Annotated in this window: 19 protein-coding genes; 5 read left to right on the plus strand and 14 right to left on the minus strand. The window is 74.5% G+C overall.

Annotation, left to right across the window (positions count from 1 at the left end):
• Positions 1-109: 109 nt before the first annotated feature.
• Positions 110-574: a hypothetical protein gene (locus IPJ95_07025; GenBank protein MBK7923374.1), complete on the minus strand. Its 465-nt coding sequence runs from the start codon at positions 572-574 to the stop codon at positions 110-112.
• Between the two features lie 126 nt (positions 575-700).
• Here IPJ95_07025 and IPJ95_07030 point away from each other — a divergent pair, with 126 nt between their 5' ends.
• Positions 701-1,090, plus strand: a complete 390-nt coding sequence (locus IPJ95_07030) for a hypothetical protein (protein MBK7923375.1) — start codon at positions 701-703, stop codon at positions 1,088-1,090.
• A 7-nt stretch (positions 1,091-1,097) separates the two neighbouring features.
• Here IPJ95_07030 and IPJ95_07035 read toward each other — a convergent pair whose 3' ends face one another.
• A complete protein-coding gene (locus IPJ95_07035) occupies positions 1,098-2,567 on the minus strand; it encodes a PLP-dependent aminotransferase family protein (GenBank protein MBK7923376.1) in 1,470 nt (489 codons plus the stop codon).
• A 113-nt stretch (positions 2,568-2,680) separates the two neighbouring features.
• On the opposite strand from IPJ95_07035, the gene IPJ95_07040 reads away from it, so the two are divergent.
• Together IPJ95_07040 and IPJ95_07045 are read left to right on the plus strand one after the other, a co-directional pair.
• On the plus strand, positions 2,681-3,136 hold the full coding sequence (locus tag IPJ95_07040; protein MBK7923377.1) for a carboxymuconolactone decarboxylase family protein: 456 nt from the start codon (positions 2,681-2,683) through the stop codon (positions 3,134-3,136).
• 37 nt (positions 3,137-3,173) lie between these two features.
• Positions 3,174-4,658, plus strand: coding sequence for an amino acid decarboxylase (locus tag IPJ95_07045; protein ID MBK7923378.1), 1,485 nt, complete (start codon positions 3,174-3,176; stop codon positions 4,656-4,658).
• A 125-nt stretch (positions 4,659-4,783) separates the two neighbouring features.
• Here IPJ95_07045 and IPJ95_07050 read toward each other — a convergent pair whose 3' ends face one another.
• Together IPJ95_07050 and IPJ95_07055 are read right to left on the minus strand one after the other, a co-directional pair.
• Positions 4,784-6,526 (minus strand): hypothetical protein, encoded by a 1,743-nt coding sequence (locus IPJ95_07050; protein MBK7923379.1) that lies wholly within the window; start codon positions 6,524-6,526, stop codon positions 4,784-4,786.
• Positions 6,527-6,592: 66 nt separating this feature from the next.
• On the minus strand, positions 6,593-6,931 hold the full coding sequence (locus IPJ95_07055; protein ID MBK7923380.1) for a hypothetical protein: 339 nt from the start codon (positions 6,929-6,931) through the stop codon (positions 6,593-6,595).
• Positions 6,932-7,048: 117 nt separating this feature from the next.
• Between IPJ95_07055 and IPJ95_07060 the strand changes: the two genes are divergently transcribed.
• Entirely contained in the window at positions 7,049-7,492 is a 444-nt protein-coding gene (locus tag IPJ95_07060) for a DUF4019 domain-containing protein (GenBank protein MBK7923381.1), read from the plus strand.
• Between the two features lie 60 nt (positions 7,493-7,552).
• Here IPJ95_07060 and IPJ95_07065 read toward each other — a convergent pair whose 3' ends face one another.
• From IPJ95_07065 to IPJ95_07110, 10 genes are all read right to left on the minus strand, one after another.
• The gene (locus tag IPJ95_07065; GenBank protein MBK7923382.1) at positions 7,553-9,016 is read right to left on the minus strand and encodes a hypothetical protein; all 1,464 of its coding nucleotides are present in this window, start codon (positions 9,014-9,016) and stop codon (positions 7,553-7,555) included.
• Positions 9,013-11,034, minus strand: a complete 2,022-nt coding sequence (locus IPJ95_07070) for a hypothetical protein (protein ID MBK7923383.1) — start codon at positions 11,032-11,034, stop codon at positions 9,013-9,015. The genes IPJ95_07065 and IPJ95_07070 overlap by 4 nt, the downstream gene beginning before the upstream one ends.
• Entirely contained in the window at positions 11,031-12,119 is a 1,089-nt protein-coding gene (locus IPJ95_07075) for a BatA domain-containing protein (protein MBK7923384.1), read from the minus strand. The genes IPJ95_07070 and IPJ95_07075 overlap by 4 nt, the downstream gene beginning before the upstream one ends.
• 15 nt (positions 12,120-12,134) lie before the next feature.
• Positions 12,135-13,019 (minus strand): DUF58 domain-containing protein, encoded by an 885-nt coding sequence (locus IPJ95_07080; protein MBK7923385.1) that lies wholly within the window; start codon positions 13,017-13,019, stop codon positions 12,135-12,137.
• Positions 13,016-14,005, minus strand: coding sequence for a MoxR family ATPase (locus IPJ95_07085; protein MBK7923386.1), 990 nt, complete (start codon positions 14,003-14,005; stop codon positions 13,016-13,018). Before IPJ95_07085 ends, IPJ95_07080 begins: the two co-directional genes overlap by 4 nt.
• 110 nt (positions 14,006-14,115) lie before the next feature.
• The gene (locus IPJ95_07090) at positions 14,116-14,733 is read right to left on the minus strand and encodes a DUF4159 domain-containing protein (protein ID MBK7923387.1); all 618 of its coding nucleotides are present in this window, start codon (positions 14,731-14,733) and stop codon (positions 14,116-14,118) included.
• Positions 14,734-14,812: 79 nt separating this feature from the next.
• Complete coding sequence (locus IPJ95_07095; GenBank protein ID MBK7923388.1) at positions 14,813-16,132, minus strand: TldD/PmbA family protein; 1,320 nt, start codon at positions 16,130-16,132, stop codon at positions 14,813-14,815.
• Between the two features lie 5 nt (positions 16,133-16,137).
• Complete coding sequence (locus tag IPJ95_07100) at positions 16,138-17,766, minus strand: TldD/PmbA family protein (protein ID MBK7923389.1); 1,629 nt, start codon at positions 17,764-17,766, stop codon at positions 16,138-16,140.
• A 150-nt stretch (positions 17,767-17,916) separates the two neighbouring features.
• Positions 17,917-19,065, minus strand: a complete 1,149-nt coding sequence (locus tag IPJ95_07105; protein ID MBK7923390.1) for an FAD-dependent oxidoreductase — start codon at positions 19,063-19,065, stop codon at positions 17,917-17,919.
• Positions 19,041-19,919 (minus strand): esterase family protein, encoded by an 879-nt coding sequence (locus tag IPJ95_07110; protein ID MBK7923391.1) that lies wholly within the window; start codon positions 19,917-19,919, stop codon positions 19,041-19,043. The genes IPJ95_07105 and IPJ95_07110 overlap by 25 nt, the downstream gene beginning before the upstream one ends.
• A 67-nt stretch (positions 19,920-19,986) precedes the next feature.
• On the opposite strand from IPJ95_07110, the gene IPJ95_07115 reads away from it, so the two are divergent.
• Complete coding sequence (locus tag IPJ95_07115; protein MBK7923392.1) at positions 19,987-20,793, plus strand: 1-acyl-sn-glycerol-3-phosphate acyltransferase; 807 nt, start codon at positions 19,987-19,989, stop codon at positions 20,791-20,793.
• The last annotated feature ends 19 nt before the right edge of the window (positions 20,794-20,812 follow it).

The following is a 20,812-nucleotide window of genomic DNA, read 5'->3' on the forward strand; positions in this document are numbered from 1 at the left end:
GGGAAAAGGGAAAAGCGACCGAGGGATCCCTCCGGGTCCGGTGCGGACCTGAAGGGATCCCTCGCGGCGCTCGGGCTGACAGGCGGCTACCGCCTTACCGCCCTACCGCCTACTGCGCCCGGGTCGCCTCGGTGCTGAGCTGGACCACCGAATCCGCGGGGGTCCCGTCATAGTGCGCGGCGGCGGTGCCGACGAGCTTGTCGCCGACCAGGCGCATGACGCTCCGGGTGGTGACCATGGTGCCGGGGCGGAGGGCGCTATCATACGGGCCGGCCTCGGTGACGATGCTGTCGCCGTCGACGGCGATGACGCGGACGGGGACCGGCGGCTTGCCCGGGAAGGTGAAGGCCCAGCCGCTGGTGTCGGCGGTGGCGGTGATCTCCATGGTCAGCACCGCCTGGCCGGTGCCGGCGAGTTTCACTTCGGAGTTCCACCTGCCGGCGACGCTGGCGAGGGAGATCGTGGCGGGGGCGCCGGCGCCGAGGGCGGCGGTGGTATCGGCCGCGGCCTGCTGTTCGGGCTTGGCGCAGCCGGCGAGGAGGGCGAGGGTGCAGCAGAGGGTGAAGGCGCGCATCGGTTCTCCGGTACTGGAATCGGACACCTGAGGGGTGACTGCCGCGCCCAACGTACGTTTCGGTGCGTGCAGTGGCAAGCGGGGAGTGGCGGGGATCGTCCCCACCGGGCACCCAGGGGGCAGGCCATGAGGCACGGAATACTGCGGGGGCTGGCGCTGGCGGGGCCGCTGCTGCTCACCCAGGGCTGCACCGGGACCGAGGTGTTGTGCGCCGCGCCCTCGATTCCGAGCGCCGTGGCGGTGGTGGTGCGCGACTCGGTCACCGGCGCGCTGCTCACCGACAGCGCCTACGGTGCCGTGACCGGCAAGGGACAGACCGACAGCCTCTATCACGGCGGGCCATTCAGCTTCGGTGACTCGGTGCTGGTCGGTGGCACGGTGGTGGGAACGGTCACGGTCGAGGTGCGGCGGTCCGGCTACCAGCCGTGGGTGGACTCGACGGTGAAGACCCGGCTCTCGGGCGGGGACTGCCCCGACTTCGTCACGAAGCACCTCACGGCGCGGATGCAGCCGTAGGGCGACGCTATCCCTCCACCGCGCGGGCCAGCTCCCGCACGCCGCGGCGCAGCTCCGCGGCGTCCACCGCCGCGAACCCGAGCAGCAGGCCATCGCGCGCGCCGGCCGCGGCGGCCCGCATGCGGTAGCGCCCGATGGTGGTGACCTCGACGTCGCGCCGGGCGGCCCGCGCGGCGATGGCATCGGCGTCGAGGCCGGCCGCCAGCCATCCCGCGGTCTGCAGGCCCGCCTCCACCCCGCCCAGCTCGAGCGCCCCCGCCAGCCGGCCCCGCACCTCCTCCGCGAGGAGCGCGAGCCGCCCGGCGTAGACCTCGCGCATGCGCCGCAGGTGGCGCCCGAAGTGCCCCGCGGCGATGAAGTCGGTGAGCACCACCTGCTCCAGGTAGGCGGCGTGGCGGTGGGTGAGCGACTGCGCCGCCTCGTAGCGTTCCACCAGGTCGTCGGGCAGTACCAGGTAGCCGAGCCGGAGGGCGGGGAAGAGCACCTTGCTGAAGCTGCCGGTGAAGATGACCTGCGCCCCGGTGTCGAGTCCCTGCAGCGCGGGAAGGGGCCGGCCGGCGTAGCGGTACTCGCTGTCGTAGTCGTCCTCGAGGATGAGGGCGCCGGTCTCGCGGGCCCACCCGAGCAGCGCCAGCCGCCGCGCCACGCTCATGCTCACGCCGAGCGGGAACTGGTGCGCCGGCGTCACGTAGACCAGCCGCACCCCCTCCAGCCGGCGGCGGTCGAGCACCAGCCCTTCGGCATCGACCGGCAGCGGGACGAGCCTCGCGCCGGCACCCTGGAAGGCCATCCGCGCCCCCGAGTAGCCGGGATCCTCGATGGCGACCCGGCTCCCCGGGTCGAGGAAGAGCCGCGCGGTGAGGTCGAGCGCCTCCTGGGTGCCGGAGACGATCGCGACGCGCTCGGCGGTGCAGTGCACGCCGCGGGCGGTGGTGAGGTACTCCGCGACGGCCTGGCGCAGCGGCGGGTAGCCGCACGGCGGGGTGCTGAGCAGCAGGTGGGTGCTGGCCTGGCGGAGGCGCCGCGCGGCGAGCGCGCCCCAGAGGGTGGTGGGGAAGAGGTCGAGCGCCGGCTGGTGGCAGCGGAAGGCGCGCACCGGGCCGGGCTCCATGTTGTGGAACCGCGCGATGCGGCGCCCGTAGCCGGAGAGGGGCCGCGGCCGCGGGCGCTCCGCCACGGCAGGCCGCACGGGCCGGGGCGCGGTGAGCAGGCGGTCGGGGAGCACCCGGGTCACGAAAGTCCCCGAGCCCACGCGCGCCGCCAGGTACCCCTCGGCCCGCAGCTGCTCGAACACCTGCACCACCGTGCCCCGGGCCAGGCCGTAGTGGCCCGCGAGCTCCCGGCTGGGCGGGAGCCGGGCGCCGGGGCGCAGCCGCCCGGCCAGGATCTCCCCACGGAGCGCCCGGGAGAGCCAGCGGCCGGCGGGCTCGTCCGCGGGGCGTCCCGGGAGGGTCAGGGGAAAGGGGGCGGTGGCCATGACAATTGGTCCATCGGTTTCTGGTGCATTGGACCTGTGGGGCTGGTCCAATCTACCCTAGGTTGGGCGTCGCGACAGGTACCCACCGACGACCCCTGACCGGAGACCCCGCCATGCCGCCCCGATTCAATTATGCCCGTGTCGCCCCCGGCGTGTACGAGGCGATGGACCACCTCGATCGTTACCTTGCGTCCGCGGGGCTCGATGACCGGCTGCTGCACCTGGTGCGGCTGCGCGCCTCGCAGCTCAACGGCTGCGCCTACTGCCTCGACATGCACTGGAAGGACCTCGCCGCGCTGGGCGAGGCGGCGCAGCGGATGTACTCGCTGGACGCGTGGCGCGAGTGCCCCTACTACAGCGCGCGCGAACGCGCGGCGCTGGCCTGGACCGAGGCGGTGACGCTCGTGGCCGACGGCCAGGTGCCCGACGCGGTGTACGCGGAGGCGCAGGGGCAGTTCACCCCGGCGGAGCTGGCGAACCTGACGCTCGCACTGGCCACGATCAACGCCTGGAACCGGCTGTCGATCGCGGCGCGGCTCGTGCCGGGGGAGTATCAGGCGGGGTCGTGACTCGGCGGCTCGGCCTACCGCCCTTGGAGAATCCAACATGGCGAAGCAACGGCGTGACGCCCGCACCGAACGGGCGGCCCTGGTGCGGCAGCTGGCGCGGCTGGAGCGGGAGTGCCGGGGGCTCGAGCCGGCCGCGCGCGGTCGCCGGCAGCTGCTCGCGGCCACGCAGGGCGCCGCGGAGCGGTTCCTCGGCACGCTGGCCACGCGGCCGGCCTTCGACGCGCGGCCCGACCCGGGCCTCGGGCTGCTCGACCTGCCCATCCAGGAGGAGGGGCGGCCGCTCGCGGAGGTGATCGCGGCGCTGGAGCGCGAGGTGGTCGACCCGGGGAGCCAGCCGGCGCACCCCGCGCACTTTGCCTACATCCCCGGCGGCGGGCTCTACCACGCCGCGCTCGGCGACTACCTCGCCGCGGTCACCGACAAGTACTCCGGGATCTTCTTCACCGGCCCCGGGCCGGTGCGGATGGAAAACCTGGTGGTGCGCTGGGCCGCCGACCTGGTGGGCTACCCCGCGGCGGCCGCGGGGCACACCGCCTCGGGCGGCAGCATCGCCACGCTCACCGCCATCGCCGCCGCGCGCGACGCGCACCACCTCAAGGGGCGCGACTACGAGCGCACAGTGGTCTACCTCACCAGCCAGACCCATCACTGCGTGGACAAGGCGCTCGGCGTGGCGGGGCTCGGTGAGGTGCTCCGGCGCGAGGTGCCGCTCGACGACGGCTGGCGCATGCGGCCCGACGCGCTCGCCGCGCAGGTGGCCGCCGACCGCGCGGCGGGGCTCCGCCCCTGGCTGATCATCGCCACCGCGGGGAGCACCGACACCGGCGCGGTGGATCCGCTCGCGCCGATCGCCGGGATCGCCGCGCGGGAGGGATGCTGGTACCACGTGGACGCGGCGTACGGCGGGTTCTTCCTGCTCACCGCCGAGGGCCGGCGCCGGCTGGCGGGGATCGAACGCTCCGACTCGGTGGTGCTCGACCCGCACAAGAGCCTCTTCCTGCCGTGGGGCTCGGGGATGGTGCTGCTGCGCGACCGCGAGGCGCTGCTCCGGAGCAACGCCTACACCGGCAGCTACATGCAGGACGCCCTGCGGGAGCCGGGAGAGATCTCCCCCGCCGACGTGTCGCCCGAGCTCTCCCGCCCCTTCCGCGCGCTGCGCATGTGGCTGCCGCTGCTGCTGCTCGGCACCCGGCCCTTCGCCGCGGCGCTGGAGGAGAAGCTGCTGCTGGCGCGCTACTTCCGGCGGGAGATCGGGGTGGCGGGATTCGCGGTGGGGCCCGAGCCGGACCTCTCGGTCGTGACCTTCCGCTGGGCGCCGGACGGGATGCCGCTCGCCGAGGCCAACGCCGTGAACCAGCGGCTGATGGACACGCTGCGGCAGGACGGGCGGGTGTTCCTCTCCTCCACGATGCTCGACGGGGTGTTCACCCTGCGGCTGGTGGCGCTGTCGTTCCGCACCCACCGGAAGGCGGTGGACCTGGCGGTGCGGGTGCTGAGCGAGGCGGTGCGCGGGGGAGTGTGACGGGAAGCGGGAAGCGGGAAGCGGGAAGAGGGAAAAGAGAAGAGGGAAGCGGGCACGGGGAACGGGGGCGAGGGGCAGGGAGCGGAGTGTCCCTGCCGAACCGCCGAACGGCCCCGCTCCGGGTCCTAGTCGCCGCGTGGCGCGGGGCCGCCCATCAGGTCCACCCCGCCCATCATCTCCCCCATCATCCACCAGTGCTCCGGCGCCATGGTGTCCCGGCTGCCGTCGCGGTAGCGCGCCAGCGCGGCGTAGATCTCCGCCCGCTTGCGGCTGGCGGGGACGCGCGGCGAGGTGAGGATGTCGGAGATGATGTCGTGCATCGCGTGCAGATTGTCGAAGATGGCGGCCGCGCGCGGGTGACGGCGGCTGAACGCCGGGGCCACGGCGGTGGTCATCGGCATCACCGTCGGCATCCGGGAGGGCGGCGCCTCGAGCAGGGTCCAGAACTGCCGCAGCGCCGCGTCGACTCCCGCCCTCCGCGCCTCGGGGGTGCGGCCGGTGACCAGCGGCTCGTACAGCCCCACCTGCAGCCAGTGGTAGGCCCAGATGAGCCCGTTGAACCGGGGGTACCGCTCCCGGAACGCCCGGCTGTAGTACTGGTCCTCCATCAGCTCCATGCCCTTCGGCATGACGGTGAAGGCGTGGCGCGGGTCGGCCAGGTAGTCGTCGGTGACCCGCTCCACCAGCGCCGCGCGGCTGGAGTCGGAGAGCCGCTCGTCGGCATAGATGTCGTAGATCTGCCGGTGCAGCACGTGGGCCCGGTCGAACATGAGCTTGGCGCGCCACGCGGCCCGGGCGTAGGCGGGCGCGATGGTCTCCTCCGGCACGCCCAGCCGTGGCGGGTGCCGGAGCAGGTCGGTGACGAGGTACGCGAACTGCCGCTCCTCCAGCTCGGCCACCGCGTCGCCGCCGCTGGTGAGGAGCCGCTCGTACAGCACCGCGTGGCCGTAGTCGAACGCATGAAACAGCCGCGCCGCCTCCGGGAAGCTCCGCAGGAAGGCCCAGTTGAAGCCGCCCGGGTGGTAGAATCGCTCATCCCGCCGCTCCAGGCTGGGCGCGGTGGAATCGCCCCGGGCGCCGGCCGGCGGCGCCGCGCGGCGGGCGCCGGGCAGCCCGAGGACCTGGGTCAGGCCCAGACGGAGTCCCAGGTCCGCGCCGTGCCTGGTGAGCCGGCGCCGCACGCCGCCATCGAGCACCAGCGTGGGCGTCCACTGCCAGCGGAGGCCGAGTCCCGCCTCGACCTCGGTCGGGTCGTGGCGCGTGGTGGCCAGCGCCACCGCGTCCCCGACCAGGAGGAGGCTGTGCCGGAAGAAGGTCCGGTCGAGCGCCAGCCCGGCGGACCAGCGCGGCAGCGGCTCCACGGCCGCGGGGCGGGCGGGATCGCCGAAGCCGTAGCCGCCGTTGAGGTGCAGGCGCCAGGCGCCGGTGGAGCGGGTGGCGAGCAGGCGGAGGCTCCCGCGCGCCCCGTCGCCGGCCCGGGCGCCGGCCGGGAGGTGCAGGTCGCCCCGGAGCGAGAGCGCCGGCAGCGCGGGCGACTCGGTGAAGAAGTTGTAGAGGGAGAAGAGACGGAGGCCCGCCACGCCCGGGTCGGCGCCGAAGCGGTCCCCGGCGGCCAGCGGCACCTTGAGTCCGACGGCCAGGTTGGGCAGGGCGCCGACGGCGAGCTCCGGCACGACGGCGTGCCGCCACGCCCCGTCGGCGCGCGCGGTGCGCCACGGCAGCGAGAGCTCCAGCGCCCGCCGCTCCAGCGGGTAGGCGTCCTCGACCGCGCTCGGCCGGTCGTCATCGAGATTGCGATAGTCGGCCTGGGCGGCCACGGCCGCAGGGATGAGCAGGGCCAGGCCCAGCAGCCGGAAGGTCCGGGTCATGCGAAGTACCTCGGAGGTGAGAAGCGTTCCGCGCGCCCGGGGGCGCGCGCCTGAGCGGGCAGCGGCTCAGGCGAGGCGTGGGGGAGGGTAGCCCGGCTGGGGGGAGCGGCTCACCAGGCGCGTGGCGCCGGCGGCGGGAAGTGGGGCCGACGCCGCGGAGGGTGGCGTGGCCGGGTGATCGGCGAGGAGGACGCCCGGTCCGGGCGCACAGGAGCTGACGGTCGTGCAGTCCGCCGCGGGGCAGTGCGGGCAGTCGGTGTCCCGCTCGGGTGCCGCTGGATGATGCGCCGGGGCGGCATGCGCCGCCGCGTGGGCGTGGCAGGAGGCACGACGCTCGGCGCCCCCCGGTTGCAGCACCAGGGCGACGAGCAGGCAGATCCCGAGCAGCGACAGCACGCGGCGCATGACCGGAATATAGGGGGCGGCACTGGAACGGTGCTGGCGAGGTCGCTCCCCTGACATCCTGCGGCCTCCCGCATTAATTGGAGCGAGGTCACGCGTGCCCACCCCGGAGGACTCCCGATGCGCCCACGCCCGCTGTCCCTGCTCCTCGCCGCCATGCTGGCCCTGCTGCCCCGCTCGGCGCAGGCCCAGGCGCCGGTCGACACCCTCGCAAGCATCCAGGCGGCCACCGATGCCGCCGTGCGGTGGCTCGCGCTGCTCGACGATGGCCGGAACGCCGAGAGCTGGGACTCGGCCGCCACCGGCTTCCAGGCGGCGGTGACCCAGCCGAACTGGGTGCAGAGCGTACTCAACGCGCGGCTGGCGTTCGAGCCGTTCGGCGAGCGGCAGCGGATCGCGGCGAGGTACACCACCCAGATCCCCAACGCGCCCGCGGGCGAGTACGTGCTGCTGCAGTACCGCACCCGGGTGAGCGGGGAGCGGACGGTCATCGAGACGGTGGTGCCGATGCGCGACGGCGGGCGGGGCTGGCGGGTGGGGGGCTACTTCGTGCGGCCGGAGTGAGGGAAGCGGGAAGCGGGAAGCGGGAAAAGGGAAGGGGAGCCACCGAACCACCGAACCGCCCTACCGCCCCACCCTGCGCCGGCTCTCCACCCACAGCGCCGTGAGCGCGGCGAGGAGCAGCAGGAAGCCGAGTATGGTGCGGGGGCGGGGCGACTGCTCCGTCGCGATGGCGCTCACCCTGCGCGGCGCCGGATGCACCAGGAAGGGCTGGCTCCGGTCGGCGAGCTCCACGGTGTGCCACCCCGCCTCACGCGGCCAGGTGCTGCCGTGCCACAGCCGCGGATCGAACGGATCCTGCGCCAGCGCGAGTGGCTCCCGGGTGCCGTCGGGCCCACGCACTGCGGCGGCGGGGCGGGAGGTGCCGAGCAGGGTGATCTCGAGCCGGTGGTCGGCGCGCGGGGCCGCGCCCTCGAGCCGCACCTGGGTGGAGGTGTCGCGGGCCACCGCACCGATCAGCAGCGACCAGTAGGCAGCGAAGAGGTCGTCCTCGCCCTCGAGCCGCCAGCGGCTCGGCGCCCGCACCTGGGTGAGCGCCACCGTGCCCGCGCCGGCCTGCCGCCGGGCGGCGAGGGTGCGGCCGGCGTCATCGTGGATCAGGGGCACCACTCCCGCGCGGCGCGCCACGGCGCCCGCCGCGAGTTCGATCCCCACCCGCGACCGCCGCGGCATCCCGTCCCACGCCGGCCGCGCCACCCGCCGCTCCACCGAATCCTCTCCCACCACCGCCACCCCCGCGAACAGCCGCAGCACGCCCGCATCCGGCACGCCGCCGGTGAGCAGCAGGCCGAGCCCCTCCTCCTCCACCGCAGCCTGCAGGGCGTGCCGCTCGGCCGATGACAGCGCGGCCAGCGCGGCGGCATCGGCGAGCACGGCGTCGTAGCGGCCCAGGGTGGCGGGAGTGAGCGGCAGGGGTCCGGTGCCGGGCTCATTCACCCGTTCCACGCGGTCGCGGTCGCGGGTGAGGGTGGTACGCAGCGCCAGCCGCGCGCCGCGCGCGGCCAGCCAGCGCTTGAGGTAGGCGGTCTCGAAGCTGGGCGACCCGTCGAGGATGAGCAGCGCCGGCGGGCGGGGCGGCGTCACGGCGACCCCCAGCGACTCCACGAGCGACAGGCCGGCGCCGTGCACCGCCAGGCCATAGACCACGCCCCCGACGGCGCGCGGGTGGGCGGTGAGCCGGAAGCTGGGCGCGGTGGCGGTGACGGTGGCGGAGTCCACCGGGCCCAGCGGGTCGGCGAGCACCACGACGGCGGGCGCGGCGCCGGTGATCTCGAGCGTGCCACGCACCACCACCGGCTCGCCGAGGGTCACGGCGTCGGGCGCGTCGAACGCGAGCGCCTGCGCCGCGTCGGGGGCGGGGGGCGGCGCGGGAGGGGAGGCCGCCTGCCGCGCGAGGTCGGTGAGCGCCAGCGCGGCCACCAGCACCAGGGCCAGGCGCAGCGGCCGGCTGGCCCGGTCGGGCCGGGTCCACTCGATGGCCACCAGGGCCAGCGCGAGCGCCGCGCCGGCGAGCACGATGGGGCTCATGGCGTGGTGCTCCCGAGCAGCGCGCGGAAGCGGCGGGCCACGGGAGAGGCGCTGGGCGCGCCGCGCGGCGGCGTGGCGGTGGCGGGGGGGAGCGCGGCGTAGAGGGCGCGCTCCACGCGGGCGCGGCAGTCGTCGCAGCGGTTGCCGGCGGCGAGCACGTCGAGGTAGCGGCGCAGGTGGCGCACCCCGGCCAGGTGCGCGGGATCGTCCACCGCGAGCGCCGCGAGCTCCTGGCCCGCGGCCTCGAGGGCGGGCGCCGCGGGGTCCGTGGGCGCCGCGAGCAGCGCCAGCGCCGCGCGGATGGCGGGAAGCGATTCCTGCGCCGCGCGGGCGCTGGCGCGCTGCTGGCCGGCGAGGTCGGTGAGCTTGCCGGTGAGGCGGATCCTGTGCACCTCGATGGGCGCCGGCTCGAAGCCCACCCGCTGCACGTACACCCGCGCGTCCTGCTGCACCAGCTTGATCATCTCGAGGGCGCGGCGCTCGTGCGGCAGCGCGGCCCGCGGCTCGCCGATGCGCAGCTGGAGCTCCGCCTGCCACATGGCGCTGAGCGCGGCGCGCAGCTTGTCCTTGACCGTCTGGCCCAGCAGGGTGGCGTTCTCGGCGTCGTCGTGGGCGTGCACCTCGCCCACGTCGCTCGACTCCTCCTCGAACTCCTCGCCCAGGAACTGCCCGTAGCGGAGCCGGAGCAGCCCCTGGTCGATGCCGAGGTCGTTGGCGCGGGCGCGGAAGTCGGCGCGGGTGAGGCGGGCGGAGTCGGCCAGCAGCTTCTCGGTGTCGATGATGATCTGGCGCTGGCTGCGGAAGTACTCCGGCTCCACGCCGAGGGCCATGCGGGCCAGGTCGGCGGCGGGGGCGCGGGTGGTGTCGCGCACCGAGATGAAGATGGTGCCGGAGCGGCTGCGGTTGGGGAGCGGTACCCGGCGGTCGGTGGCCACGGCGGTGAAGTAGAGCTCGTCGCCCGGGCCGAGCCCGAGGCCGGGGAGGTCGAGGGTGGCGCGGAGCAGGAGCCCGCCGCCCCGCGGCGCGCGGCTGGCGAAGGGCAGCCAGAGCCGGCGGAAGCGGACGGCCTCGCCCTGGCCCGAGGCCACGGTCACCGCGAGCCCCGCGCTGTCCACGCCGTAGTCGTCGGTGGCGAGCACCTCCACCGGCTGCGGCGCCACCGCGCCGGGCTCGAGCAGGGTGCGCTCCGCGGGCTGCACCACGGTGAGCACCGGGGCGCGGTCGGGGCGCACCGCGAGCCGCACGTCGGCGCCCTGCGCGCGCAGCGTGCCGGGGCCGGCGGCGCGGAGCCGCCAGAGCGCGGAGCGGGTGGCGATGAGCTCCGCCCGCCAGCGGGTGCCGCGCTCCTGGCGCAGCGGCAGCGAGTCGCCGGCGGAGCCCGCCAGCCACACGGCGGTGGCCGGCCCGCGCACCTCCGCCTCCCAGCGCACCCGCGCGCCCTCCTCCACCTCGAGGTCTTCCGCCGCGACGCGGCGGGGGCGCGCGCCGGTGTAGGCGGGCGGGGTGATGTCGGCGGTGAGGGCACGGATGTCGAGGCTGGCCAGGGCGGTCTCGGGCGCCACGGGCCCCGCGCCGGGGGCGAGGGGCGCCGGCACCACCTGGAGGAACACCAGCCCGAGCAGCGCGAGCCCGAGCGCCAGCGAGAGGCAGCGGCGCAGCTCGCCGTGCGGGATGGCGCCCGCCACCCGGGCGGCGTCCCACCGCGCGGCCACGCGCGTCCGCTGCAGCGCGGCGAGGCCGGCGGGCGCGGCGCCCTCGAGCAGCAGGGAGGTGCTCTCCTCGAGCTCGGGGAGCGCGCGGTCGAGGTGCAGCGCCACGTCATGCGGCGTGACGCGGCGGAAGCGGTCGGCGGCGGCGGCCACCGCGAGGCCGGCCAGGTTGCCCACGGCGAGCGGGATCCAGGTGTGCAGCAGGCCGGCCACGCAGGCGCCGCCGCCCACGCACACCAGCCAGTAGCCGCCGGCACGCTCCAGGCGGAGCCGGGTGGCCAGCCAGGCCAGCTGGTCGGCGGGCCTCACGCGGCGCTCCGGCGGGGGCGGCGGGCCAGCCACCGCTCCCCGAGCAGGAGCAGCGCCACCAGCAGCAGCAGCTCGCGGGTGCGGGGGGCGAGGTCGGCATCGGCGCGTGGTGGCGCGACGCGGGGGAGCGCGGTGGCCACCGTGACCTCGCGCGGGTCGCGGAGATCGGCGGCGGCGGGGCGCCAGGGCCAGCGGGCAAGCAGCGTGTCGGCCAGCGCGTCGGAGCCGAACTGGCTGGTCGGGAGCGAGAGCGCGGTGTCGCCGTCGGTGGCTGTCGCCAGCGTCACCACCTGCCCCAGCGCCTCGGATACGGCGCGGATCGCGAGCCCGGCGCGCCGCGCCGCGAGGGAATCGGGCGGGTCGAGCGCCAGGCGCCGCGGGGTGAGCGGTGTGGTGGCGAGGCTCTCGTCCGGGAACGCCGCGCGATCGGTGGCGCGGATCCGGGTGTACGTGATGCCGCCCGCGTCGCCGCGGCCCACGATGCCCTGCAGGCTGTCGCCGGGGATCGCGGAGAGATCGGCGAGCCAGCGGCGCTCGGCGGTGGGCGCGGGGGCGTGCCAGCGCACCGTGGCGCGGAGCGCGGGGCGTTCCGCCCCGAGCGCGGCGAGGCGCGGGTGGGCGTAGAGGTCGATCACGCCGTCCGGGGCCACCAGGCGGTCGGCCTCCGCCAGCGCCTCCCACGGCCCGAGGGCGGCGACCACCCGCGGCTTGGCGGGCAGCTGGATCTCGGGGAGCCCCGGCGCGAGCAGCCGCACCGTGGCGCCGGCCTGGTTGAGGGAGTCGAGCAGCGGGTCGGCGGCGAGCCGGGCCTCCACCAGCACCAGGCGCGACGGCAGCCCCACCGTGCCGCCGCGGAGCCGGGGCCCCGCGAGGCCGAGCACCGTGGCGGCGAGGATGAACAGCCGGAGCAGGAGCAGCAGCGGGTCGGAGAGCCGGGCGGAGCGGGCGCGGGCGGCGGGGAGGCCGTCCAGGTGCCGCAGCGTGCCCACCTTCACCACCTGGCGGGGGCGCCGGCTCCACAGGTGGAGCGCCAGCGGGATGGCGAGCGCCGCGAGGGCGGCGAGCCAGAGCGGGGTGGCGAACATGGAGCCGACGGGGCCCTAGGGCAGCCGCTGGCGGCGGGCCAGGTAGGCGCGGAGCGGCGCCTCGAACGGCTCGGCCAGCATGCACTCGACCAGCGCGGCGCCGCGCTCCTCGAGGTCGCGGCGCAGGCCGCCGAGCGCGGCGTCGAGCCGCACCACCGCGGTGGCGCGGGCCTGGTCGGCGTCGAGGTCCAGGCGGGCGCCGGTCTCGAGGTCTTCCAGGGTGACGGCGCCATGATAGCCGAAGGCGCGCTCCCGGTCGCCCAGCACCTGGAAGCAGACCACGTCGTGGCGGGCGCCGGCCAGGCGGCGGGCGGCGGCGCGGACCTCGTCGGTGCGCTCGTGCAGGTCGCCGAGGAGCACGGTGATCCCGCGCGCGGTGCCGGGGGCGAGGGCGCGCTCGAGCGCGGGCCACTCCGGCCAGGCGCCGGCGGGGGTGATGGCTTCGAGCCGGTGCAGCAGGCGGTGCAGGTGGGTGAGCTCGCGGCGTGGCGGGAGCGGGTCCACGGCGCCCCCGCCCAGGACGTAGAGCCCCACGGCATCGCCCTGGCGCTGGGCCAGGAGCGCGAGGGCGGCGGCGAGGAAGCGGGCGTAGTCGAGCTTGCTCACGCCGTCTTCCTGGTGCGCCATGGAGCCGGTGGCGTCGAGCAGCAGCCGCACGGTGAGGCTGGTCTCGGCCTCGGCCTCGCGCACGAAGTAGCGGTCGGAGCGGCCCAGCAGCTTCCAGTCGATGCGGCGGGGGTCGTCGCCGGGCTGGTAGCTGCGGTACTGGCTGAACTCGAGGCCGGCGCCGGCGCGGCGGCTGGTGTGGCGGCCGAGCATGGTGCCGTCCACCGCCATGCGGGCGGCGAGCTCGAGGTCGCGCACCAGCGCCAGGGTGCGCGCGGTGACGAAGCGGTTCACCCGAGCGGGCTCTTCGGCGCGGGTACCTGGGTGAGCAGCGCGCCGGTCACGTCGTCGGGGGTCACGCCCTCGCCCTCGGCGCGGAAGTTCACCAGCACCCGGTGGCGCAGCACCGGCGCGGCCACGGCGCGGAGGTCGTCCAGGGTGGCGGCGAAGCGGCCGTGCAGCAGCGCCCGCGCCTTGCCGGCGAGGATGATTCCCTGGCCGGCGCGGGGGCCGGCGCCCCAGCGCACCCACTCCTTCACGTAGGCCACGTCGGTGTCGGCGGGGCGCGAGGCGCGCACCAGCCGGGTGGCGTAGTCGAGCAGCGCGTCGGACACCGTCACCTCGCGCACCAGCGCCTGCGCGGCGAGGATGTCGGCGGCGCCGGCCACCGCCTGCGGCCGCGGGAGGGCGGCGCCGGTGGTGCGGGCCAGCACCGCGCGCTCATCGGCCAGGGTGGGGTAGCCCACCCGGATGTAGAGCAGGAAGCGGTCGAGCTGTGCCTCGGGGAGGGGATAGGTGCCGGTCTGCTCGATGGGGTTCTGGGTGGCCAGCACGAAGAACGGCCGCTCGAGGGCGTGGGTGGTGCCGGCGTAGGTGACGGCGCCCTCCTGCATGGCCTCGAGCAGCGCGGCCTGGGTCTTGGGCGGGGTGCGGTTGATCTCGTCGGCCAGGACCATCTGCGCGAACACCGGCCCCTGGTTGAACTTGAAGAACCGCCGCCCGGTGGCGTGGTCCTCCTCCAGCACCTCGGTGCCCAGGATGTCGGAGGGCATGAGGTCGGGGGTGAACTGGATGCGACGGAAGCTCAGCCCCGTGGCGTCGGCGAGGGTGCGCACCAGCAGCGTCTTGGCGAGGCCGGGGACGCCCTCGAGCAGCGCGTGGCCGCCGGCCAGGATCGCGAGCAGCAGCTCCTCGACCACGGTGTCCTGGCCGACGATGACCTTGCCCACTTCGGCGCGGAGGCGGGCCAGGGTCCGGGTGAGGTGGTCGGGGGTGGTCATGGGGGAAAGGGGAAGAGGGAAAAGGGAAAAGGGAAGCGGGAAGCGGGAAGCGGGAAACGGGAAACGGGAAACGGAATATCGCCCTCGAACGGCCCTACCGCCCTACCGCCCTACGCCAGCATCGCGTACGTCACGACATTCACGCCGAAGCGGGTGTTGTCCACCGCGAGGAAGCGCTTGTTGCGGAAGTCGTAGTCCCACTCGCAGCCGTAGTCCTTGTTGCTGTAGAGCACGGCGATGCGGCCGTCGAGGACGATGGCCTTGAGGTAGTCGTGCACCAGGTCGTCGCCCCAGCCGTTGAGCTCGAGGCCGGTGGTGGGCGGCCCGTCGGGGAACGCGAAGAAGGCGCGGTAGAGCTCGTGGTCGTTGGGGAGCTTCCGCAGCGCGTCGGGCCCGAAGAGGTCGGCCATCTGGGCCTCGAACGAGCGGGCGAAGAGCCCGTCCACGTCGTGGTTGCAGTCGTCGGCCAGCACGAAGCCGCCGCCGCGGACAAAGCGGGCGAAGTTGTCCCGCTCCGCCCGGGTGAACTCCACCAGCCGGTGGCCCGCCAGGTAGGCAAAGCGGGCATCGAACACCCCGGTGCTGGCCAGCGGCACCACCCGCTCCCGGGGGTCCAGGTCGATGGTGGTGTACTCCGCCAGCGAGTGCAGCAGGTTGGCGGGCATGCGCTGGTCCACGTCCCAGTTACCGGAGGTGTACTGCAGCCGGGTGAAGGTGAAGCGGGGCATGGAGCGGTACGTCGGTAACGGCGGTAGGGCGGTAGGGCGCATGCCGCCCTGCCGCCCTACCGCCCTACCGCGCTCCCGTCTACACGGCGTCCGACAGGCTGGTGAACGTGAAGTCCCGCACCCGCATCGGCGGCACCAGGTTGCCCTGCATGCGCACCGGCCGGCCCAGGGCGTCCACGTTGTTGAGCATGATGATGGGCGACTCGTTGAAGCGGAAGTTCTTGATGGCGTGCTTGATCTTGCCATCCTCCACGTAGAACGTGCCGTCGCGGGTGAGCCCGGTGAGCAGCAGGGTCTGCGGGTCGACGAAGCGGATGTACCAGAACCGGGTGACCAGCACGCCGCGCGCGGTGTCGCGGATGAGCTCTTCGAGCGAGGCGGAGCCGCCGGCCATCAGGAAGTTGGCGGGGCCGGGGGTGGCGGGCTTGCCCTGCTTCTCGGCCCAGTAGCGGGAGTAGAAGAGGTTCTGCACCACGCCCTTGTCGATCCAGCTGGTCTTCTGCTGGGCGCGCCCGTCGCCGCCCCACGGCGCCGCGGGGACGTCGGCGTGCCAGGGATCGGACCAGATGCTCACCGCCGGGTCCACCAGCTGCTCGCCGAGGCGGGTGCCGCCCCCCTGCCGGGAAAGGGGGCTGCGGCCCTCGTCGGCCTGGCGGGCGTTGAGCGAGAAGAGCAGCGGCTGCACCATGTCCACCGCGGCCAGGGGCTCGAGGATCACGGTGTACTTGCCGGGCTCGATGGCCTTGGCCTCGCGGCTGGCCACGGCCTTCTCGATGGCGATGGCCGACGACGCGCCGCTGTCGAACTTCGCGGCGTCGTTGACGTCGCGCTCCACGTAGCCGGAGCCGGTGCCGTCCTCGGTGCGCATGGTCACCGAGAAGTTGAGATTGGTGGAGCGGTGGTAGGCGAAGAGCCCGGCGCTGTTGGCCATGGCCTGCCAGCCGCCGCCGTCCTGCAGGAAGCCCGCCGCCACGCAGCCCCGCGCCCGCGCCGGGACGATGCTCGCCTCGGCCGCCTGGGCCCGGTACTCGGGGGTGAGCTTCGCGGTGCCCTCCACGTAGGCGCCGGGCACCGGGGTGTAGGGCTGCTGCGCCAGTGGCGGCATGTACTCCGGGTCGTCGGGCGCCAGCCGCGCCAGCGCCTCGGCGGCGCGCACGGTGCGCTCGATCGTCGCGGCGTCGAACTGGTTGGCGGTGGCGGTGCCGTTCTTCTTCCCGAAGGAGCTGCTCACCACCAGCGTCAGGTCCTCGGTGTAGCCGGCGGTGGAGACGGTGTTCCGGGCGTAGCGCACGTTGCCGCCGCTGTTGCCGCCGATGTTGATCTCGCAGCTCTCCGCGCGGGAGAGCGTGAGGGCCTGCTGCAGCAGGGCGCGGGCCTCGGATTCGTTGAGTTCGGGCATGGCGGTTATCCGATCTTCCGAGCGGTGTTGATCACGTTGACCCCGTTCACCCGCACCGTGGCGGCGCCGTGCGAGACGGCGCTCACCTGCGGCGGCTGGCCCTTCCCGTCGAAGAAGGAGCCGCCCAGCCGGTAGTCGCGCCGGTCGCAGATGGCGGCCACCGCGTTCCAGAACTCCTGGGTGTTGGACTGGTAGGCCACGTCGCGCAGCATGCCGACGATCTTGCCCTTGCGGATCTCGTAGAAGAGCTGCCCGCCGAACTGGAAGTTGTAGCGCTGCTGGTCGATCGAGTACGAGCCGTCGCCGACGATGAAGATCCCCTTCTCGACCCCCGCCACCATCTGCGCCGGGGTGAGCTGCTTCGTGCCCGGGCGGAGGGAGACGTTGGGCATGCGCTGGAACTGGATGGAGCTCCAGCTGTCGCCGTAGCAGCAGCCGTGGCTGGCGTTCTCGCCCAGGATGTGCACCTGGTCGCGGATGGCCTCGTAGCCCACCAGGATGCCGTCCTTCACCAGGTCCCACTCGCGGGTCTTCACACCCTCGTCGTCATACCCCACGGCGCCGAGCGAGCCGGGCTGCACCTTGTCGGCCACGAAGTTGACCATCGGGCTGCCGTACTTGAAGCTCTTCGTCTTCCACTTGTCGAGCGTGGCGAAGCTGGTGCCGGCGTAGTTGGCCTCGTAGCCGAGCACCCGGTCGAGCTCCAGCGGGTGGCCCACCGACTCGTGGATGGTGAGCCAGGTATGCGAGGGGTCGAGCACCAGGTCCCACTTGCCGGCCTCGACCGACTTGGCGCCCTGCTTCTCCCTGGCCTGCGTGGCGGCGAGGCGGGCGTCCTCGAGCATGTCGTAGCTGTCGCCGTAGACCAGCGCGCCGCCCGGGGTCTTCACCTTGTCGGCGGCCCGGCCGGCCAGGTACTCCCAGCCCATGCCCACCGGGGAGGAGAGGGCGTCGCGGGTCTCGAACTTGCCGGTGGCCTGGTCGACCACCGTCACCTGGAAGTTGGGCCAGGTGCGGTGCACGTCCTGGTCGATGTAGCTGCCGTCGGTCGAGGCGAAGTACTTCTGCTCGTTCACCAGGAAGAGCCCGGTGAAGATGTAGCTGGCGCCGGCCTTGAGGGCCGCGTCGCCGACGGCGGTGAGCAGGTCGGCCTTCTCCTGGATGGAGATCTCGAAGGCGTTCTTGCCGATCGGCGTCTTCCAGCTCACCTCGCCGTGCCCCCGCTGCGGCGCCAGGCGCACCGGCTCGGTCTGCAGCCGGCTGTTGGCCTTGGCGATCGCCACCGCCTGCATCGCGGCGCGGCGCACCCCCTCGATGGTGACGTCCTGCGTGGCCGCGAAGCCCCAGGTCCCGTCGGCGATCACCCGGATCCCGACCCCGAAGGACTCGGTGCTGACCACGTTCTGGATCTTGGTCTCGCGCCCGTTGATGAACTGGTTCAGGTAGCGGCTGATCCGCACGTCGGCGTAGCTGGCGCCGCGGCTGCGCGCCGCCTCGAGCGCGGCGTCGGCCAGCTGCTTGCGATCGGTGCCCGGGATCGGGGTCAGCGACCCCGACCAGGGCCGCGCATGCGGCGGGACGAGCAGCGCGCCGGCGGCCAGCCCGGTCATCTGCAGGAAGTCACGGCGTTCCACAATGCACTCCAAGGCGGGAGGGACGGGAGACGGGGTGCAGGAGATGATGGTACAGGACAGCGACGGCCCGTGCCAGCGTGCAACATGCCCCGGCGGGGCCGCCGACACTAGGACGTAAGGGAAGCCGCGAGGGTTGCAGCCCGGTGGGGCCTACGCCGTGTGCGGCGGCGCGAGGCGGCTGAAGCGGGCAATGAACCGGCGGTCGATCCGGTCCTTGAGCGCCATGGCGGCGCCGTTGTGCACCGCGAGCCCGCGCCACGAGCCGAGGGCGCGGCCGTCGCCGGTGTTGAGCAGGGCCAGGAATTCCGCCTGGGGCTTGAAGCTGCGGAAGCGGCCGGCCCCCTCGAGCGCGGCGCCGAGGTTGCGCGCGAGCACCGGGCCCATGCGCACGGCGTAGACGCCGGCCCGGGGGAGCCGCGGCGCGGAGAGCAGGGTCACCGCGTCGCCGGCGCCGAAGAGGCCGGGGCAGCCGGGCACGGCGAGGGCGTCGTCCACCGAGAGGAAGCCGCGGGCGTCGGTGGGGAGCCCGCTGTCGCGGAAGAGCGGCGGCGCCTCGGTGCCGGTGGCCCAGAGCACCAGGTCGGCGGCGACGATGCGGCCGCCGCCCACCACCAGGTGTCCCGGGCCGAGCCCCTCCACCCGGGTGGAGAGCCGCAGGGTGATGTCGTGCTCCTTGAGCACCGCCTCCGCCTTCTCGGCCACGGCGGGACCGCGGTCGCGCACCAGGGCGTGGCTCGCGTCGTAGAGGGTGATCACCGCGCGGCTGGCCTCGAGCCGGTCGAGCCGGGCCCGCACCGCGAGCGCCAGCTCCACCCCCGCCGCGCCGCCACCCACCACCGCCACCTGCAGCGTCTCGGGGCCAGGGCTGGCGGCGGCGCGCTCCAGCGCGGGCCCGATCTCGAGCGCGCGCTGCACCGGCTTGAGCCGGAGCGCGTGCTCCATGACGCCGGGGAGCCCGAGCCCCGCCGCCTGCCCGCCGATGGCCACCGAGGCCACGTCGTAGGGCAGGGTGGTGCCGTCATCGAGGGCCACGCTCCGGGCAAAGCCGTCGATGCGGGTGGCGCGGGCCACCACCAGGCGCGCGCCCGCGGCCGCCGCGATGGGCGCCAGGTCGAGGCTGACCTGGTCCTCGGTGTATTGCCCGCCCAGCCAGCCGGGGAGCATGCCGGAGTAGAGCTGCCGCGGCTGGGCGGAGACCAGCACCGTCTCCGCGGGGGCGAGCCGGCCGCGGGCCAGCGCCTCCAGCACGAAGAGGTGGGCGTGCCCCCCTCCGATCAGGACGAGACGGGAAAGGCCCACACCAGCCACTCGGGGAGGATGCGCTTCCAGGTGGGGAGGTCGTGCTTCCCCTCGATCGTCAGGTGCACCATGTCGAGCCCGCGGCGGTAGCCCTTCCGCTCGAGGAGGGTCACCAGCTCCTCGGTGTCCTGGATGGCGTCGATGACGCCGTCCTGGTCGCGGTCGGCCTGCTCGTCCTGGCTGCCGGTCTCGAACCACATGCGGAGGCGGGGGTGCCCGGGCGTCTCCTTGACCCGGCGGTGCATGATCCGGCTGGTCTGCCTGGACTCGGTGGAGGCGTCGTCGGTGCGCCACCAGAAGGAGCCGGAGAAGACGCCCACGGTGCGGAACCGGTCGGGGTGCCGCCAGGCCATGTCGAAGGCCGAGAGCCCGCCGAGGGACCAGCCCATGATGGCGGTGTGTTCGGCGCCGGTGGCCACGCGGTAGCGGGCCTCGATGAGGGTCATCAGCTCGGTGAGCAGGAACTTGTCGTAGAGGTCGGCGCGGGCGCCGAGGCCCTGGGCGTTGGGGATGTAGGCGGTGCCGTAGTCCTGCACCCGCTCGGTGGCGTGGATGGCGACCACGATCGCGGGGGCCATCCGCCCGGTGCGCTGCAGGCTGTCGAGGGTGCCGCGCAGGTCCACCGCTTCCATGTCCTGGCCGTCGTTGGCGTAGAGCACGGGGTAGGTGGCGGTGTCGTTGTCGCGGTATCCGCGGGGGAGGTAGACGTCGATGGTGCGGTTCTCGCCCAGCAGCCGGGACTCGAACGGCGGGAGCCGTTCCATGACCACCCCGTCGCGGGCGCCGAGCACCATGGCCGGCGCCCCGACCAGTGCCACCAGGCCCCGACGTGCCAGCTCTCCCCAACGCGCCATGCCGCTGCCTCCCGGGTAAGCCCCAAGTATACTCTGGCAGGATAGCCACCGTCCCCGCGGCCCGGCCATGACATTGGACACATCGCCCACCCCCCTTCCCGAGCCGCCGCTCGGCGTGCTGGCGCCCTTCGAACGGGCGGCGGTGCGGCTTGCCCGCGCCATGCACCGGCAGCCGTGGGCGGGGTGGTGCGTGGCGGGGCAGCGCCAGCTCGGGGCGCGGTGGATCACTGCGCTGGCGGGTCCGCTGCTCGACCTCCATGGCCTGGAGCATGTGGCGGCCACCCGCCGCGACCGCCCGCTGCTGCTGGCGGCCAACCACCGGAGCTTCTTCGACCTGTACCTGGTGATGGCGGTGCTGTACCGCCGGCTGCCGGGGTGGCGCTCCACCTGCTTTCCGGTGCGGGGGCGGTACTTCTACCAGCGGCCCGGCGGGGTGCTGCTCAACGCGCTGGTGGCGCAGTGGGCCATGTACCCGCCGTTCTTCCGGGAGCCGGGCAAGCGGCGCTTCGACCAGTGGGCGCTGGGCGAGCTGGCGCGGCTGGCGCGGGAGGGGGAGGGCCGGTTGATCGGCTTCCACCCCGAGGGCACCCGCAACCGCGACCCGGACCCCTACAGCTTCCTGCCGCCCCAGCCGGGGATCGGCCGCCTGATGCTGGACGCCGCGCCGACCACCGTGCCGGTGTTCATCGCCGGGCTGCCCAACGGGATCGGGGAGATCGTGCGGCGCCGGCGGCGCGGGGGGGAGCGGATCCGGCTCTGGTTCGGCCCGCCGCTCGCGTACCACGCCGGCGAAGGGGATCCGCGGGCGCTCGCCGCGCAGGTGATGGACGCCATCGCCGCGCTGGCCACCCGCGACCGGGAGCGCCCCCGCTGACTTGCCGCCGGGAGGGGGC

The organism is Gemmatimonadota bacterium, assembly GCA_016713785.1.
GTDB lineage: Bacteria > Gemmatimonadota > Gemmatimonadetes > Gemmatimonadales > GWC2-71-9 > JADJOM01.

What these genes read in the sequence shown, in the direction of transcription:
- IPJ95_07025 (MBK7923374.1), bottom strand. Translation starts at nt 574, where the DNA reads ATGCGCGCCTTCACCCTCTGCTGCACCCTCGCCCTCCTCGCCGGCTGC.
- IPJ95_07030 (MBK7923375.1), top strand. Translation starts at nt 701, where the DNA reads ATGAGGCACGGAATACTGCGGGGGCTGGCGCTGGCGGGGCCGCTGCTG.
- IPJ95_07035 (MBK7923376.1), bottom strand. Translation starts at nt 2,567, where the DNA reads ATGGCCACCGCCCCCTTTCCCCTGACCCTCCCGGGACGCCCCGCGGAC.
- IPJ95_07040 (MBK7923377.1), top strand. Translation starts at nt 2,681, where the DNA reads ATGCCGCCCCGATTCAATTATGCCCGTGTCGCCCCCGGCGTGTACGAG.
- IPJ95_07045 (MBK7923378.1), top strand. Translation starts at nt 3,174, where the DNA reads ATGGCGAAGCAACGGCGTGACGCCCGCACCGAACGGGCGGCCCTGGTG.
- IPJ95_07050 (MBK7923379.1), bottom strand. Translation starts at nt 6,526, where the DNA reads ATGACCCGGACCTTCCGGCTGCTGGGCCTGGCCCTGCTCATCCCTGCG.
- IPJ95_07055 (MBK7923380.1), bottom strand. Translation starts at nt 6,931, where the DNA reads ATGCGCCGCGTGCTGTCGCTGCTCGGGATCTGCCTGCTCGTCGCCCTG.
- IPJ95_07060 (MBK7923381.1), top strand. Translation starts at nt 7,049, where the DNA reads ATGCGCCCACGCCCGCTGTCCCTGCTCCTCGCCGCCATGCTGGCCCTG.
- IPJ95_07065 (MBK7923382.1), bottom strand. Translation starts at nt 9,016, where the DNA reads ATGAGCCCCATCGTGCTCGCCGGCGCGGCGCTCGCGCTGGCCCTGGTG.
- IPJ95_07075 (MBK7923384.1), bottom strand. Translation starts at nt 12,119, where the DNA reads ATGTTCGCCACCCCGCTCTGGCTCGCCGCCCTCGCGGCGCTCGCCATC.
- IPJ95_07085 (MBK7923386.1), bottom strand. Translation starts at nt 14,005, where the DNA reads ATGACCACCCCCGACCACCTCACCCGGACCCTGGCCCGCCTCCGCGCC.
- IPJ95_07090 (MBK7923387.1), bottom strand. Translation starts at nt 14,733, where the DNA reads ATGCCCCGCTTCACCTTCACCCGGCTGCAGTACACCTCCGGTAACTGG.
- IPJ95_07095 (MBK7923388.1), bottom strand. Translation starts at nt 16,132, where the DNA reads ATGCCCGAACTCAACGAATCCGAGGCCCGCGCCCTGCTGCAGCAGGCC.
- IPJ95_07110 (MBK7923391.1), bottom strand. Translation starts at nt 19,919, where the DNA reads ATGGCGCGTTGGGGAGAGCTGGCACGTCGGGGCCTGGTGGCACTGGTC.
- IPJ95_07115 (MBK7923392.1), top strand. Translation starts at nt 19,987, where the DNA reads ATGACATTGGACACATCGCCCACCCCCCTTCCCGAGCCGCCGCTCGGC.